Raw genomic sequence first — 16575 nt, 5'->3', positions numbered from 1 at the left:
GCTTATCTCTCCAGCGTTACGCGATACTGGCGAATACGTACACCTTCATAGTTTTCCATCGACAGGCATTCATAGTTCAGGCAACGCGTTTCATCGTTGGTCTGTGGCACAATCCCCCATGCAGCCAGTTGCGTAAGTGCGGCCTGCTCCGCCGCCGGAAGCTGAGCGCGCGCGATGTCGGTCAGGCTGCCGCCATAGTCATCCAGCTGTACCGGCTGTAGTCCCACCAGAGCGATGTGTGCGGGCAGATGGCCGCGAATATCCGCCAGCGCCAGTACTTCGGAGAAGCTGTTCTGGTGCAGACTCATTTTTTTGGCGCTGAGGTAACTGGGGACTTTTTCACCGGCGTAGGTTTGCAGGGTGCCCGGCGCGAGACCGTAGTCGATGGCGTCCAGTAGCAGCAGATGACTGGCCTGCTCAACGTAACCCAGCAGATTCAGACCCTGCGTGCCGCCGTCGACGATCTCAACGTATTCCGGCCAGTGATAATGGGCGTACAGGCGTTCGGCGACGCGAATGCCAAAGCCTTCGTCTGCCCACAGCAGGTTGCCTAGACCCATCACGATGACGTGTGGTTCGCTCATGACGCCTCCTTGTCGTGCTGACGTCGGGTAAATTTGTGGCTACGGTAGCCATTGACCATGGTGGAGATGACGGTATCGTCAGACATGATGTCCTCACGAATCGCCATATACACATGGCCTACGATGAAGGCGGCGATGAACCACATCCCCAACCGATGCCAGCTGTGGATATCGAGAGAGTTCCCACCGGTCCAGTAGAAAAACTCCGTCACATAGCGGAAAGGGGTAAAAATGGCGTACTGGCTATGTTCGCTGTATAAGGCAAAACCGGTGAGGATCATAAAAACGGAGAGCAGGAAATAACCGCACATCGCCGCCTGCGCGATGGGGTTATGACCGATATCATCTCCCGGTTTTTTTTCCAGAAACAGATACCAGCGCACCACCGAAAACGCGCCTCGCCACCAGCTGCGCCGCCAGACCGGCACGATAAACAACTCGCGTGAATAGCGGTTACCGACAAAGGCCCAGTAAATGCGCATCAGCAGGATCACCGTGAATACCATGGCGGCGGAGAAATGTATCAGCCGGATGTCGCCCATATAGAACAGATAAGTGGCCTCACCGCTGACCGACGGCAGCGGTCGACCAATGAAGTATCCGGTCACCATCAACACCAACATGCAGCCCACCGTCAGCCAGTGCCACAAGCGTACAGGCGCTTCAAACACATAGTGGCTGATAGCGGTATCACGCGCCTCCCCGACGCGCGGGGATGTTTTTCCAGTCATCGTTCCGTTCCTTAACGCTTAGCGAACCTGGACGGCGATAAGTTCGCTGCCGTCGTCGCCGAGTACGTGGGTTGAACATGCCAGGCAGGGATCGAAGCTGTGCAAGGTGCGCAGGATCTCCAGCGGTTGATCCGGTATCGCCATTTGGGTGCCCATCAGCGCCGCCTCGTAAGCGCCAATTTGTCCCTTCGGATCGCGCGGGCTGGCATTCCAGGTGGTCGGCACCACACACTGATAGAGATCGATTTTCCCGTCGCGAATCGATGCCCAGTGACCTAAAGCGCCGCGCGGTGCTTCGGTAAAGCCGATCCCGCGACACTGCTGCGGCCAGCTTTCTGGCTCCCATTTTTCTGTGTTTGCGGTCGCCAGATTGCCGTTTTTCAGGTTGGTCATTAGCTTGTCGAAGAAATATTGCAGTTTGCTCACGGCCCACTGGGCTTCGTGCGCGCGGCACAGAATACGTCCCAGCGTCGACTGCATACCCGAAAGCGGCAGCTTGAGGGCAGACATCATGCGATCGACGGATTCAATCGTGGCGGCATCCCCTTTGTGATAGGCAATCAGCGTGCGCGCCAGTGGTCCAACTTCCATGGCGTGTCCGCGCCAACGCGGGGCTTTAATCCACGAATAGCGTTCCTGTTCGTTGAGCTGTTTGATATCAATATCGCTGCCTTTGACATCGCCCGGGTTATACCAGGGTTCAGTAATCCCTTCGAACGGGTGGCGACCTAATTGATCGTCCGGATAACGGTACCAGGCATGATCGACAAACTCCTGAATTTGTTGCTGATCGGCCAGTTCCACTGGCAGCACGTTTTTAAAATCACCGTTAATCACCGCACCGCCTGGCATCAACAGGCTCTTCGCGCTGAAGTCATTGGCGATATCCGGGAACGCGCCGTAGCTCAAGACGCACTTATCAGAAAGCCCGGTGCCAATCTGGCTCCAGGACTTGTTGAACTGGCCGATAGCCAGCGCGTCAGGCACCATGACGTTGTTGATGAAATCAGCGGTGCGGGTGATGATCGACTGCACCAGATTCAGGCGTTCCATATCGACTGCGCCAACCGCGCCGCGCTGATCGATATTAATCGCGCACGGCATACCGCCGACAATCCAGTTAGGATGCGGGTTCTTACCGCCAAACACCGTATGGATTTTGATGATCTCGCGCTGAAAATCGAGTGCTTCCAGATAATGGGCAAAGCCCATCAGGTTAGCCTCAGGCGACAGTTTGTACTGCGGGTGACCCCAATAACCGTTGCGGAAAATCCCCAGTTGACCGCCGTCGACAAATTTCTTCAGGCGATTTTGGACGTCAAAAAAGTAGCCAGGGGAGGACTTCGGCCAGGCAGAAAGGCTTTGCGCCAGCTGTGATGTGGCGCGCGGGTCTGCTTTCAGGGCATTCAGCACGTCAATCCAATCCATTCCGGCTAACTGGTAAAAGTGCACCAGGTGGTCGTGGCACCAGAGTGTGGCCAGCATAATATTGCGAATGATGTTGGCGTTGTCGGGCACCTTGATACCAATGGCATCTTCAATGGCATACACCGATGCCAGGGCATGTACGCCGGTGCATACTCCGCAAATCCGTTCAACAAACGCCCAGGCATCGCGCGGGTCACGCCCCTGTAGAATGATCTCCAGCCCGCGGAACATGGTGCCGCAGGAAACCGCGTTGGTGATGATGTTCTGCTCATCAATGTTCACTTCACAACGCATATGGCCTTCAATGCGGGTTATGGGGTCCACAACCAGGCGGCGACCCGCATTGTTTAACGTATATCCCTGGGTTTGATACGAGTTGCTCATGCCTGGTTATCCTCTTTGTCCGGCTGCGGTTGTTCGGCTTCTGTTAACTGCTGTTTGTGGCGGTTATGTTGATTGACGGCGCTGGCGACTGCGTGGACGCCTACACCAGCCGCCACTACGCCGAGCGCGGTGAGGCCCACGGTGTCAGCGGTAGAATGCGTTCCCATCTGTGGAATATCGACCACGCGGCTGTAGAACGAACCGCGATCCCAGAAGCCGTTCTCCGAACATCCCAGACAACCGTGGCCGGACTGGATGGGGAAGGAAACGCCACCATTCCAGCGGGTGGTGGAACAGGCGTTATAGGTGGTTGGCCCCTTGCAGCCCATTTTGTATAGGCAATAGCCTTTGCGGGCAGCGTCATCGTCCCAACTTTCAACGAACTCCCCGGCGTCAAAGTGGGCGCGGCGGTAGCATTTGTCATGAATACGCTGACCATAAAACATCAGCGGACGCCCCAGACGATCGAGTTCCGGCAGCCTGTCAAAAGTCACCATGTAGGTAATGATGGCGCTCATGACGTCTGGAATCGGCGGGCAACCGGGCACTTTCACGATCGGCTTATCGGTAATCACTTTATCGATCGGTGTTGCCTGAGTTGGGTTAGGCCGGGCAGCCTGCACGCAGCCCCAGGATGCGCAGGTGCCCCAGGCGATAATCGCGCTGGCACCGGCGGCGGCTCTTTTAAGCTTTTCAATAAACGGTCGCCCGCCGCTAATGCAGAACATCCCTTGTTCTCCCAGCGGAGGATTACCTTCGACGGCCAGAATGTATCGGCCGTGGTAGCGGCTTAGAATGTCTTCAAAGACCTCTTCGGCCTGTGTTCCGGCGGCGGCCATCAGAGTGTCGTCGTAATCAAGGGAAATCAGAGAGAGGATGACGTCTTTGGCGAGTGGGTGAGAGGAGCGGATAAATGATTCGGTACAGCAGGTGCATTCCAGACCGTGGATCCAGACGACCGGGATCCGGGGTTTGTTTTCCAGCGCCCAGGCGATTCTGGGCGTCATTCCAGCCCCCAACCCTAGCGATGTTGCCGCGAGGCTACAATATTTAAGAAAACTGCGCCTGCTCACGCCCTTGCGGCGCATCGCCTGATAAAAGGTCTCCTCGTTATTCGTATTCATAACACGCGTTTCTTCCCCCGTTGAGTTCTGGCGCACGCCGCCAGCGATAATCTAAAAAAGCCTATCCGATTAGCGGGGAGAAACAATGCAAAGTGTGTGGTTATGTCCTATTGCGATATTTTCGTGCCTGTTATCTGTTTTTCGCTTATTCGGCAATAAAAAAACGCACAGGGGGGACCGCCCTGTGCGTCGGGTTTATCGCGGAAGAACTTAAACCCCAAGGCGATCACGTAAGCTGTAATAGGCCGCGCCCATGGCGGTAAACGGAATGCGCAGGCTGCGGCCTCCCGGGAACGGGTAATGCGGCAGTTTGGCGAAAGCGTCAAAACGCTCGGCATCCCCGCGCAGCAGTTCCGAAATCAGCCGTCCTGCCAGGTGGGTACAAGTCACGCCGTGGCCGCTGTAGCCCTGCATATAGTAAATGTTGGTATCAAGACGGCCGAACTGCGGCATGCGTGACAGCGTTAACAGGAAATTACCGGTCCAGCGGTAATCAATTTTTACCCCCTGCAATTGCGGGAAGGTCTTCAGCAGTTTCGGCATTACCAGACGCTCAATATCGTCCGGATCGCGAGCGCCGTAGACAACACCGCCGCCGTACAGCAGGCGGTTATCGCCGGTCAGACGGTAGTAATCTAGCAGGTAGTTACAATCTTCCACGCAGTAGTTTTTCGGGATCAGCGAGCGCGCCATCTCCGCCGACAGCGGTTCGGTGGTTAACACCTGCGTGCCGCACGGCATGCTGCTTTTTGCCAGCGCAGGTTCCAGTTTGTCGCCGAGGTAGGCGTTGCCCGCGACAATCACAAAACGTGCCGTAACCTGACCTTTTTCGGTGCTGACCACCGCCGGGGTGGTGTGCTGAATACGCGTCACAGGCGATTGTTCGAAGACGCGCCCGCCGTTCAGACGAATGGCGTTAGCCTCGCCAATCGCCAGGTTTAGCGGATGAATATGACCACCGCTGTGGTCGAGTAGCGCGCCGACATAACGATCGCTGCTGACTTCGCGGCGAATTTCGCTGCTATCCAACAGTTCAAGCTGCGTATTGCCGTAGCGTTCCCAGTTCGATTTCTGCTCCTCCAGCGTTTCCATCTGTTTGTGGTTCAGGGCCACAAACAGCCCGCCAGGACGATAGTCGCAGTCGATCTGATAACGTTTGATACGTTCGCGAATGATATTGCCGCCTTCAAACATCATACCCCCAAGCATTTTAGCGGCGTCCGGGCCGTAGGTGCGTTCAATGACGTCGATATCGCGACTGTAGGAGTTCACCAACTGACCACCGTTGCGCCCGCTGGCTCCGAAGCCAATTCGTGCGGATTCCAGTAGCACCACGTCGTAACCCATCTCTGATAAATGCAGGGCGGAGGAGAGTCCTGTATAACCACCGCCCACGACGCAAACATCACAGCTTACCGATTCGCTAAGGGTCGGGAACGGTTCGTATTGATTGGCGCTTGCGGCGTAATAACTGCTGGTATGTTCAGTCATGATTAAGACTCCAGGGAGATCCAGATGGTTTTTAATTCGCTAAATTTTTCCAGCGCATGCAGGGATTTATCGCGTCCGTTACCGCTTTGTTTATAGCCGCCGAATGGCACGGTCATATCACCGTCGTTGTAGTTATTCACGAAGACCGAACCGGCCTTCAGGCGGCGACTCATGCGGTGCGCGCGCGACAAATCGCGGGTCCAGACCGCGGCGCCCAGACCGTAGTCGCTGTCGTTGGCCAGCGCCAGAGCTTCGGCTTCACTGCTAAAACGAGTGATGACCAGTACCGGGCCGAAGATCTCATCGCGGCTGACGTGGGCTTGCGGCACGGTGTCGACAAAAATAGTCGGGCCGATGGCCGCCGGGTGTACGTGGCTGCGGCCATCCAGCGCCAGCGTGCCTTGCGCTTCACCGTCGCGAATAAAACTGTGAACGGTGTCGGCATGCGTGTTGTCGATAAGCGTGCCCATCGTGGTTTCCGGATCCAGCGGGTTGCCCGGCTGCCAGTTTTTCGCCTGCTCTTTTAAAAGCGCGATAAACTCGTCGGCAATACTTTCTTCCAGCAGCAGACGTGTACCGGCGATACAAACCTGGCCCTGGTTATAGAAAATACCTGCCGCTGCATTAGCGGCGGCTTTCGGCAGATCCGGGCAGTCGGCAAATACGATGTTGGCACTTTTACCGCCGGCCTCCAGCCAGACGCGTTTCATGTTGCTGTCGCCAGCATCTTTGAGCAGTTGCTTGCCGGTGCGGGTCGAGCCGGTAAAGGTGATCACATCAACATCCGGATGCAGCGACAGTGCCTGGCCCGCCTCGTGACCGTACCCGCTCACAACGCTGAGCACGCCATCGGGCAAACCTGCTTTTTTAGCCAGTGCGGCCAGGCGAATCGCGGTCAGCGGTGATTTTTCGGAAGGCTTGAGGATCACGCTGTTACCCGCAGCCAGAGCCGGGCCGAGTTTCCAGCAGGCCAGCAGCAGGGGAAAATTCCACGGCACGATGGCCGCAATCACGCCCACCGGTTCGCGGACAATCAGCGCTAAATCGTTCACCGAGGTAGTGGCAACTTCACCATAGACTTTATCTATCGCCTCGGCGTACCAACGGATGGCGCGTGCCGCGCCGGGAATATCATCACGCAGGCTATGGCGAATCGGTTTACCGGTGTCGAGCGTTTCCAGTAGCGCCAGCTCCTCGTGATGCTGCTCCATTAAATCGGCGAGTTTGTGCAGCACCGCTTTGCGCTCTGCGGGTGATGCCTGCGACCAGTCCCCGCGTTCAAACACGGTGCGGGCTGCGGTGACCGCGCGGTCAACATCCGCTTTTTTGCCGCGGGCGACTTTGGCGAGCGGGCGTTGTCCTGCCGGATCCTGGGTAATAAAGGTTTCGTTATCGGCGGCGGCACAATATTCGCCGTTAATAAATAAACGGGTTTCCGGTGAATAATGGCTGGCTTTCTCACGCCAATATTTAAGATTCTGAAAGTTCATAGCTACTCCTTTTATATCAATAAGATAAAGTTCGTTGCTGATCTTTTTCAGGCAAAATCAGGCTGCACGATACCCCAGGGATGTACCCTGTTAATGCGCGTTATTTAAGAAGGCCTGAGAAACTCAGGCCGTTACTGATTAGAACGTGGTGGGAGTGTGGGCACTGATGATGCGGCAGATCCCCGCCGAGGTGTTGCTGAAGCTGTGTGGTATGCCGGTGTTAATGGCATAGCTTTGCCCTGCAACAAGAGGATACGTTTGACCGTTGATGGTCAGTATCACTTCACCTTCCAGTATTGTGCCAATCTCTTCACCCTGATGTTTAATTCTCTCCCCGGTTGTCGTGCCTGGCTGATAGGTTTCAAACATCATTGCCAGCGTACGATTCGGATTTCCGTTGTGTACCAGCTTCATGGATACTCCCTGACTCCCGATCTCAATCAAATCATCCTGATTGATAACCACCTGCGGTTCGTCAGGCTTTTCCGGTTCCGCGAAGAACTCGGAGAGCGACAGCCCATATACTTTCAATAGCTTTTGCAGCGTACTGATGGCAGGACTGACTTTATCCTGCTCTATGGTGCTGATGGCGCTATGCGTTAACCCAGACAGTTCGGCGGCACGACGCTGCGAAAGACCCAATTGCTGGCGGATCTCTGACAAACGTTTACCCGGCGCCAGGCCGTCATCGCTCATAATTGCATTTCCTTAACTGTAGTGGTCAGAGTCGCTGTTTTTCAGCGAGGTGGTTCTGACAAGCGGTGATAAAACCTTCAAGTAACAAACGCGACAGGGCGTATTCGCTACTGTTCCATTCCGGGTGCCACTGCACGCCGAGCGCGAAAGGATGGTCATGGACGCTGGCCGCTTCCACTAATCCATCCTGCGAGCGTGCTTCCACGCGCAGCTGCGGGCCAAGGGTTTTTGCGCCCTGACCATGCAAGGAGTTAACCCAAAACGTGCTGCAACCTGGTATTAACTGAGATAGCAATCCTCCCTGTTGAACCTGGACTTCATGAGATGGCGCATATTGCTGCTCCACCGGGAGTTCCGCATCTTCACGATGTTCCAGGAACTGTGAGTGATCGCACAGGCGACGATACAGAGTCCCGCCAGTGGCGACAACTATTTCCTGTAAGCCCCGGCAGATGGCGAAAATGGGAATGCGCCTTTCGAGCCCGGCGGTAATTAGCGCCATGCTCAGAAGATCACGCCCGGGATCGGCGTCAGACTCATCGCCATTTTCACCATAGAGGTGCGGCTGCACATTGCTTGGGCTTCCTGGCAGGAAGATACCATCCAGTTTCGGTAACAGCGCGTTCAGCAATTCGGGTTCCGCGAGCGCATGGGGCAGCGCTATCGGTAATCCACCGGCATTTAATACCGCATTCAGGTACTTTTCTTGCAGAGTCTGGGTCTCATGACCCTTAAGCCTGTTCCTACACATCACTACACCAATAACTGGCTTGTCAAATATATTGCCCATGATCGACCTCACGTTTTGGAATAAATTATTGCCAAACGGTTCCTTGTTGTGCAATTCCGTTCATTATTTTCTCAATCTAGCAGCGGAATAACCTTCTAGCAAACTTAATTTAACATTTGACAAACAATTTGTTTGCATCCAGAGTCGAATGGTGGACATTATATTTAACAGTCAAATCACAGAGCAGCTTACCAGGCCAACGGCGGTGAATCATGGAAACCAATATCGTAGAAGTTGAGAATTTTGTTCAGCATTCTGAAGAGAGACGAAGTAGCGCGTTTGCGCGCGAAGTTAAGCAGTATCTGGAACGCTATCCTAATACGCAGTATGTGGATGTGCTGTTAACCGACCTTAATGGTTGTTTTCGCGGTAAGCGCCTCCCGGTTGCTGGATTGCATAAGTTAGAGAAAGGTTGCTATTTCCCGGCATCTGTTTTCGCGATGGATATTCTTGGCAATGTGGTCGAAGAGGCGGGATTAGGCCAGGAGCTTGGCGAACCGGATCGGACTTGTGTACCGGTGGCAGGCACGTTAACCCCTTCGGCCGCCGATCCTGAATTTATTGCACAGATGATGCTGACGATGCTGGATGAAGATGGCGCTCCCTTTGACGTTGAGCCGCGGAACGTACTGAACCGACTCTGGCAGAAACTTCGCCAGCGCGGTCTGTTCCCCGTCGTAGCGGTAGAGCTGGAGTTCTATTTACTCGATCGTAAGCGCGATCCCGAAGGTTATCTGCAGCCGCCGTGCGCGCCGGGTACGGACGATCGCAATACCCAAAGTCAGGTTTACTCGGTTGATAACCTGAACCATTTTGCTGATGTGTTAAACGATATCGATGAACTGGCCCGTTTACAGCTGATCCCGGCTGACGGCGCAGTGGCTGAAGCCTCCCCTGGGCAGTTTGAAATCAACCTCTACCATACCGATAACGTGCTCGACGCCTGCGATGACGCGCTGGCGTTGAAACGTCTGGTACGGCTGGTGGCGGAGAAACATAAGATGCATGCCACGTTTATGGCAAAGCCTTATGAGGAGCATGCCGGTAGCGGGATGCATATCCACATCAGCGTCATGAATAACAAAGGCGAGAACGTGCTGGCCGATGCGAATGGCGATGATTCCATGTTACTTAAGCGTGCGCTTGCCGGGATGATTGATCTGATGCCCGCATCAATGGCGCTGCTGGCGCCGAATGTGAACTCCTATCGCCGCTTCCAGCCGGGTATGTATGTGCCGACTCAGGCTTCCTGGGGGCATAACAACCGTACGGTGGCGCTGCGTATTCCCTGCGGCGATCGTGATAACCATCGGGTTGAATATCGCGTGGCAGGGGCGGATGCCAACCCGTATCTGGTGATGTCGACCATCCTGGCGGGGATCCTTCACGGTCTGGATAACGATCTGCCGCTGCAGGAAGAGGTGGAAGGCAACGGACTGGAGCAGGAAGGGCTACCGTTTCCTATCCGCCAGAGCGATGCGCTGTGGGAGTTTATGCAAAACGACAGTCTGCGTGAATTATTGGGTGAGCGTTTTAGCCACGTGTATCACGCCTGTAAAAACGATGAATTAATCCAGTTTGAACGTCTTATCACCGACACTGAAATTGAGTGGATGTTGAAAAACGCCTGACAGTCGTACAGGTCATTTAAAAAGAAGTCGCATCATGCGGGCTGAGCGGAGCCAGCCCGTCAAAATTGCAGGAATACCTGCCATTTCCCGGATGTCGCGTAATGGAGCGCGGGCGACAACGGGTCTTCAGATAACCGACAGAGTTTGTGACGAGGAAATGTGATGATGCCAATGTTTAAAAACCAGCCCCGCGTGAGCATCCATGGCTCCCGCAGTAAGTACGGGCCGCATCTGTGCCGTGCAACATTGACGCCTTTCTTATGGCTTTCTACCCCGATACGACCCAGGTCTGCTGTTCCCACATTTCGAACGCAGATCTGGGCTCGTCGCGGGGAGGAAAGCTATGTCGACTAATTCTTCTGTGGATCTTGCAGCCCAGCCGGGCAAAGCACAGCTGCGTAAATCTCTCAAGCTGTGGCAGGTAGTGGTGATGGGGCTGGCCTATCTCACGCCGATGACAGTGTTTGACACCTTTGGCATTGTTTCGGGTATCAGCAATGGCCATGTTCCAGCCTCCTACCTGCTGGCCCTGGCGGGCGTACTGTTTACCGCCATCAGTTACGGAAAGCTGGTGCGCCAGTTTCCGCAGGCCGGTTCGGCCTATACCTATGCGCAAAAAGCGATTAATCCGCATGTGGGGTTTATGGTCGGCTGGTCTTCACTGCTTGACTACCTTTTCCTGCCGATGATTAACGTACTATTGGCGAAAATTTACCTTTCCGCGCTATTCCCGGGGGTTGCGCCATGGATTTGGGTAGTGCTGTTTGTGGCGATCCTTACCGCGGCCAATTTGAAAAGCGTTAACCTGGTGGCGAACTTCAATGCCCTGTTTGTCCTGGTGCAGGTGGCGATTATCGTGGTGTTTATTTTCCTCGTGGTGCAGGGGCTGCACAAAGGCGAAGGGGTCGGGACCGTCTGGTCGTTGCAACCGTTTATCAGTCAGAATGCGCATTTGATTCCGATTATCACCGGGGCGACCATTGTCTGCTTCTCGTTTCTCGGTTTTGACGCGGTAACGACCCTCTCTGAAGAGACGCCAGATGCTGCGCGCACCATTCCAAAAGCCATTTTTCTTACCGCGCTGTACGGTGGACTGATCTTCATTGCCGCCTCGTTCTTTATGCAACTGTTCTTTCCGGACATTAGCAGATTCAAAGACCCGGATGCGGCGCTGCCGGAGATTGCGCTGTACGTCGGCGGCAAGTTGTTCCAGTCTATTTTTCTGTGCACCACCTTTGTGAATACGCTGGCGTCAGGTCTGGCGTCGCATGCCAGCGTTTCGCGCCTGCTGTACGTGATGGGCCGCGATAACGTCTTCCCGGAGAAATACTTTGGTTATGTCCATCCCAAATGGCGTACTCCCGCGTTGAACGTCATCATGGTCGGGATTGTGGCGCTGTCGGCCCTGTTTTTTGATCTGGTGACCGCCACGGCGCTGATTAACTTTGGCGCGCTGGTGGCCTTTACCTTCGTTAATCTGTCCGTGTTTAACCACTTCTGGCGTCGTGAAGGACGTAAGCATACCTGGCAGGAAAAGTTGCACTATCTGGTATTGCCAATGGTCGGTGCCGCCACGGTAGCCGTACTGTGGGTGAATCTGGAAGTGACATCGCTGACGCTGGGACTGGTATGGGCCGGCGTTGGGCTGGTGTATCTCGCGTACCTGACCGGACGCTTTCGTAAACCGCCTCCGCAGTTTGACGCCGCGAAATCTGAGCGCGCATGGGAGTGATGGAAACGGAATCGGCAGAGATCTGGTAATGACGATTAATATTTAGCAGTGGCCAGATTTACACCATCGGATGTGAAAGTCGGCCGTAGCTTTCGGCTAGTCAAATGAAAACGGTATGCCACGGTGGAAAGTCGTGGCATACCTGCTTAGCGGTGTTGTTTACTGAACCGCAAGTCGATTTTTTTCCCTGATGCGATTGATCAATTCCATTTGCTCGTGGGTTGCCCTTACCAACAAACCGTCCAGAACGGCATCGTTATATTGTTCACTTGAATAGGTTAATTCAAATAACCCCATCTTAATGATAATATCGCGAACCGCTTCATTTGGATCGTTAGCAAGTCTCAGTCGGATTTTCTGGCTGCTTCGTGGAGCAAGGAGCCCACTAAACAGGCACCGAGCCAAATCGCTTCGAATCGTGACATCAGGATCATTTGCCAGTTGCTCTTGCACCAGAAGAGAGAGCGGATTCATGCGATCTGATTCTTCAATCAACTTTCTTTTAACGCTGTTATCTATATCCTTTGCTAACAATATCTGGACCTCTGGCGTTAACCTTTTATTTTTCGCCAATGCGAGCCTTATTCTGAGATCGTTATCTTTTATCAACCGATGCTGCACTTCTTCACTCAGTGGCGAATTGAAGAGTCCTTCCGAACCTCTAGCCAGTGCTTCCCTAACACAGATGGCATCATCTTCTACCAGTATGAGTTGTGCCGACGGATGCAGTTTAGGATAAGAGGCCATTTTCTGGCGAATTGACAGATCGCTATCTCTGGCAAGAAGGGTTTGTGTTAGAGGATTCAGTGTAAAGAGATAGTTTTCCTCCTCTGGTATCAGGTGGGCACGTACTCTTTGGTCTCTATCGTTTGCCAATTTCACCTGAACTGCTTTTCCTGGGCTTTGTGAGGCCGCAACTGCGCAGCGTACTTTGACCGATTTATCGTTCGCCAGTTGCCATTCGATCTCGCGATCTGTCCACCAATCACGTAACAGGGCGATGCGAACCTTGTCTTCATCATCAAGGAGCAGCTCGTGGAGAATCTTAGTATTCGTATTTTGGTTGGCCGCCAGTTTCTGACGCACATTGGCCTCTTTGTGCGTAACCAACTCTTCTTGCCCATCCCTACTCAACGCCGGGTTACTGGCTAACGCTTCGAGTATCTCTACGCTGCAGTTCTCCAGATTCAGGATTTTATTCTGTAGGGTTTCCGATAGCGCGGAATTACCAGCCAGCGCTAGCGCGATTTTTGTCACATTCTTCGTTGATGGTAAACCTGAGTTTGCCCTCATGCTGGCTAAAATCGACTGTACGCTTTCCATCGCCGTGGCCAGATTGTTTACCGCCAATTCTGTTTTATAGATGCGTTCCATTAACGGTTCGCCGATTTGTGGGTTGCCCGCTAGATTCTCGCGTATCGCAGCTGAGCCCGTGTCGTAAAGCTGCGTATAGTACTCTTCATTGAGATGCTGATTTAGTGCAAGCGCCAGTTGTACTTCCTCTTCATCCTTTATTAATTTACCAATGATTGGAGCGGTAAGGGCATTGTTCCTGGCCAGTTGAACACGGATTTCGCTATCATGCATTTCAGCGAGCTGCGCCATGATTGGACCCGTCAGGTTGCGATTACCTGCTAACGCGTAATGCACTTCCTGGTTACCGTTATCCAGTAATTGCTGTTGAGTTAATGCACTTATAGTGGCGTTTCTTGCCAGCTCTTTTTGAACATCGTAGATATCATTGGCTAGTCGCTGCTGTACTTCACTCGGTAGATTTTCAGTGTAAGCCAACGATTTTCGAACCTGATGGTTTTGATCCATCGCGAGATGATGTATAGCTTTCTCTGGCAGCGAATTGCGCCAGTGTACCAGGCGTGCACGAACATCATCATCGCTATCATCCATTAAGGTACAGATCGTGTCGTCCGCAATGTTAGCATTGCCAGCTAATGTCTCACGTACTTCTGTGCAGCTGTCTTTGGTCAGTTGTTCCTGAACCTCAGGGTGAAGAGCGTAATTGCTGGCAAGGGCAATACGAATTTTTTCTGACGGATGCTGGCTCAAATTGTTTTGCAACAGGGCGCTATCAAAGTGTTTGCTACCGGCGAGTTCTCTAAGAACTTCATCTGTGTCCTTGAGCAAAGAGTTTAATGCGGGATTGGACAGATTAGGGTGTTCGGCAAGCTTGCGACGAACCGAGACACGCGTATCCTGAGTCAGCCGTATCTGTGCGGTTGCAGTCAGGTTGGGGTTAGACGCTAATGACTCCCTAACTTCCGTACATTCATCTTTTGCTAACTCTAGTTGTACAGCTTCCGCGAGTAATCCTTCACGGCGGCGTTTAGCCAGTGTTTCACGCACGTCCTGATCGCTGTCCAGCGTCAGGATCTGTTGTACCTTTTCGCTAAGCCCATCAAGATCTGCTAGATCTTCACGCACGGTAAAATCGCGGTCCCTTGCCAGTATTTCCTGCGCCTCAGGGTGAAGATTGCTATTGCGCGCCAAACGTCGGCGAATAGAGACCCTGGAATCCTTCGCAAGTTGTAATTGCATTAATTTACTGAGATTTTTATTGGTAATCAGCATCTCGCAAACGTCTAATTCTGGATCACGCATTAAATGTTGAAGCAATGTACTATCTGTGCTGTTGCTGGCGAGCTGGAGTCGATGTTGAATAGTGAGCTGAAGCCGTTCGAATTGTGTTGCCATCAGATCATGCGGTGCATTTGCATGTATACAGGCCAGATGTAAAAGATCGATGTCAAACTCAGGCTGGTCATTAACAATGTTAATACGTTGGGTGAGTACCTGCTCAGGACAGTTCGGGTTACGATATACTGCTTTGCGTACGTTCAGGTCTGCATCTGCCGCCAGTTTTTCCAGTAAATCATCCGGACAATCTTCGCTATTAGCGACCTCTGCGCGGCGCAACGAGTTTGCACTATCCGCCATCTGAATCATCTGCGCTACGCTAAGACCATCGCTGGTGGAAGCTGGTTTGAGCTTGAGTTTCTCAAACAACTCTTCGTATTGGGCAACCTGTTCACGCAGGGTCTCACGTAACGGAACTGTAAGCTGGATAGCAGCTTCCAGATCTTTCAGCTCCAACTGGCGGTTTTCAAGGAATGCTATTTCTCGAGCTTCGTTGATAGCATTCTGAATATCTGCACCTGCATAATCACGGCACTGTGTTACCAGCTTATTGCGTTCATTCTGGGTCAGTTCAAGCGACTCACCTTTCAGATGGATGTCCAGAATAGCTGCTCGCTCTACGCCGTTGGGGAATCCGACGTAAAACACCTCATCGAACCGTCCTTTACGCAGCAACTCTGGAGGGAGCACGGTAATATTGTTAGCAGTGGCAATGACAAATACCGCACCGGTTTTTTCTTGCATCCAGGTCAAAAAATAGCCGAAAAGTCGTGAGGAAACCTCCGAACCACTGCCACTGTTCATGCCGACAAAGGCTTTTTCCAGTTCGTCGATCCACAAAATACAGGGGCTAATTGATTCTGCCATTGTTAGCGCCCGACGCATATTATGTTCACTTTCTCCGACGTACTTACCCAATAATGAGCCGATATCAAGACGTAGGAGTGGCAACTGGAATAAACCGGACGCTGCTTTGGCTGCAAGAGACTTCCCACAACCGGGCATACCGGCGATAAGTACACCTTTAGGCGCCTGTACGCGTGAATCGCGAGCTTCACTCAGGCGGCGGAAAATCTGGGCGCGGCGAGTGAGCCAGGTTTTAAGGTTCTCAAGACCGCCGATGTCAGTTGCATTTTCGATTACGTGCAGCATCTCAAGCACGCCACTTTTTGCGATAATCTGCTCTTTCCCATGCTGGATAAGAGCCAACGCCTCGTCATTAATTTGTTCATGCTGTTGACGAACTAGTGCTAATACTGATCGGATCTCTTCCTGGTTCAGTCCGCAACACGCAGTATGCAGACGCTGATGCATATTTTCCGGGACAAACAGATCAAGCATCTGGCAAAAACTGCTGAGCTGCTGGTTAATTTCCTCACCCTGGGGCAGTGACAGGGGGAGCAAGGTGATTTGCGACTCGATTTGTACTGGGATGTGCAAAGTTTCTGAAACAAGTACTACAGCCGTTTTGCTCCGGTGGTGGCGCTGAATGCGGTTGAGCAATTGCTTTAACCGTGCAACGGCGAGTGGCTGGTTTTCCAGTGCACTGCGGGCATCTTTAATGATGAGGAGTTTTCCGTCCAAATCGTCATCGAGCAGCGAAGGTAAACTTTCTGCTAGTTCGGTGGCCTGACTCTGCGTGTTCCGAGGCTGCTTGTTATGGAAATCAACCCAGCCATATCCAAGGTTCCACTCTTTGGGAGACAGTGTCAGTTCTGTACTTATTTCCTGCAATAGCGTATCGACTCGGCTTTCTTCGCCGGAGTGGATGTAAAGCCCTGGATATCCAGCGAGGATATGGGATTTTATCTTGGTCTTAAGTTCGAGCAGATTCATCAGTAT

The 16575-nt window shown here is 53.0% G+C and carries 11 protein-coding genes; 2 read left to right on the top strand and 9 right to left on the bottom strand.

Annotated features, from left to right (window positions below; all coding sequences use genetic code 11):
* Positions 1-2: 2 nt before the first annotated feature.
* From hyaD to puuD, 8 genes are all read right to left on the bottom strand, one after another.
* Positions 3-584: a hydrogenase 1 maturation protease gene (hyaD, locus tag SK39_RS06460; protein ID WP_032948613.1), complete on the bottom strand. Its 582-nt coding sequence runs from the start codon at positions 582-584 to the stop codon at positions 3-5.
* Complete coding sequence (gene hyaC / locus SK39_RS06455; protein WP_003847719.1) at positions 581-1315, bottom strand: Ni/Fe-hydrogenase b-type cytochrome subunit; 735 nt, start codon at positions 1313-1315, stop codon at positions 581-583. The genes hyaD and hyaC overlap by 4 nt, the downstream gene beginning before the upstream one ends.
* A gap of 18 nt (positions 1316-1333) precedes the next feature.
* Positions 1334-3127 (bottom strand): Ni/Fe-hydrogenase large subunit, encoded by a 1794-nt coding sequence (hyaB, locus tag SK39_RS06450; protein WP_048216795.1) that lies wholly within the window; start codon positions 3125-3127, stop codon positions 1334-1336.
* Complete coding sequence (hyaA, locus tag SK39_RS06445; RefSeq protein ID WP_016149649.1) at positions 3124-4251, bottom strand: hydrogenase 1 small subunit; 1128 nt, start codon at positions 4249-4251, stop codon at positions 3124-3126. The genes hyaB and hyaA overlap by 4 nt, the downstream gene beginning before the upstream one ends.
* A gap of 210 nt (positions 4252-4461) precedes the next feature.
* Positions 4462-5742 carry an NAD(P)/FAD-dependent oxidoreductase gene (locus SK39_RS06440; RefSeq protein WP_032937035.1) on the bottom strand — a complete coding sequence of 427 codons (1281 nt, stop codon included), beginning with the start codon at positions 5740-5742 and terminating at the stop codon, positions 4462-4464.
* Positions 5743-5744: 2 nt separating this feature from the next.
* On the bottom strand, positions 5745-7232 hold the full coding sequence (gene puuC, locus SK39_RS06435) for an aldehyde dehydrogenase PuuC (protein WP_032937034.1): 1488 nt from the start codon (positions 7230-7232) through the stop codon (positions 5745-5747).
* Between the two features lie 138 nt (positions 7233-7370).
* Entirely contained in the window at positions 7371-7928 is a 558-nt protein-coding gene (gene puuR / locus SK39_RS06430; protein WP_003830877.1) for an HTH-type transcriptional regulator PuuR, read from the bottom strand.
* 25 nt (positions 7929-7953) lie between these two features.
* Entirely contained in the window at positions 7954-8718 is a 765-nt protein-coding gene (gene puuD, locus SK39_RS06425; protein WP_032937033.1) for a gamma-glutamyl-gamma-aminobutyrate hydrolase, read from the bottom strand.
* A gap of 212 nt (positions 8719-8930) precedes the next feature.
* Between puuD and SK39_RS06420 the strand changes: the two genes are divergently transcribed.
* Positions 8931-10349, top strand: a complete 1419-nt coding sequence (locus tag SK39_RS06420) for a glutamine synthetase family protein (protein WP_032937032.1) — start codon at positions 8931-8933, stop codon at positions 10347-10349.
* Between the two features lie 343 nt (positions 10350-10692).
* Positions 10693-12081: an APC family permease gene (locus SK39_RS06415; RefSeq protein ID WP_003838705.1), complete on the top strand. Its 1389-nt coding sequence runs from the start codon at positions 10693-10695 to the stop codon at positions 12079-12081.
* Positions 12082-12240: 159 nt separating this feature from the next.
* Here the strand turns inward: SK39_RS06415 and SK39_RS06410 are convergent, their stop codons facing one another.
* On the bottom strand, positions 12241-16569 hold the full coding sequence (locus SK39_RS06410; protein WP_048216794.1) for an AAA family ATPase: 4329 nt from the start codon (positions 16567-16569) through the stop codon (positions 12241-12243).
* Between the last annotated feature and the right edge of the window lie 6 nt (positions 16570-16575).

Origin of the sequence: Citrobacter sp. BIDMC107 (assembly GCF_001037575.1) — a bacterium.
Lineage (GTDB): Bacteria > Pseudomonadota > Gammaproteobacteria > Enterobacterales > Enterobacteriaceae > Citrobacter > Citrobacter freundii.
The sequence above is the reverse complement of the archived record's forward strand: the minus strand, read 5'-3'. Positions and strand labels throughout refer to the sequence as shown.

Excerpts from the sequence above, each read along its gene's own strand:
- hyaD (WP_032948613.1), bottom strand. The coding sequence starts at position 584 with ATGAGCGAACCACACGTCATCGTGATGGGTCTAGGCAACCTGCTGTGG.
- hyaC (WP_003847719.1), bottom strand. The coding sequence starts at position 1,315 with ATGACTGGAAAAACATCCCCGCGCGTCGGGGAGGCGCGTGATACCGCT.
- hyaB (WP_048216795.1), bottom strand. The coding sequence starts at position 3,127 with ATGAGCAACTCGTATCAAACCCAGGGATATACGTTAAACAATGCGGGT.
- hyaA (WP_016149649.1), bottom strand. The coding sequence starts at position 4,251 with ATGAATACGAATAACGAGGAGACCTTTTATCAGGCGATGCGCCGCAAG.
- SK39_RS06440 (WP_032937035.1), bottom strand. The coding sequence starts at position 5,742 with ATGACTGAACATACCAGCAGTTATTACGCCGCAAGCGCCAATCAATAC.
- puuC (WP_032937034.1), bottom strand. The coding sequence starts at position 7,232 with ATGAACTTTCAGAATCTTAAATATTGGCGTGAGAAAGCCAGCCATTAT.
- puuR (WP_003830877.1), bottom strand. The coding sequence starts at position 7,928 with ATGAGCGATGACGGCCTGGCGCCGGGTAAACGTTTGTCAGAGATCCGC.
- puuD (WP_032937033.1), bottom strand. The coding sequence starts at position 8,718 with ATGGGCAATATATTTGACAAGCCAGTTATTGGTGTAGTGATGTGTAGG.
- SK39_RS06420 (WP_032937032.1), top strand. The coding sequence starts at position 8,931 with ATGGAAACCAATATCGTAGAAGTTGAGAATTTTGTTCAGCATTCTGAA.
- SK39_RS06415 (WP_003838705.1), top strand. The coding sequence starts at position 10,693 with ATGTCGACTAATTCTTCTGTGGATCTTGCAGCCCAGCCGGGCAAAGCA.
- SK39_RS06410 (WP_048216794.1), bottom strand. The coding sequence starts at position 16,569 with ATGAATCTGCTCGAACTTAAGACCAAGATAAAATCCCATATCCTCGCT.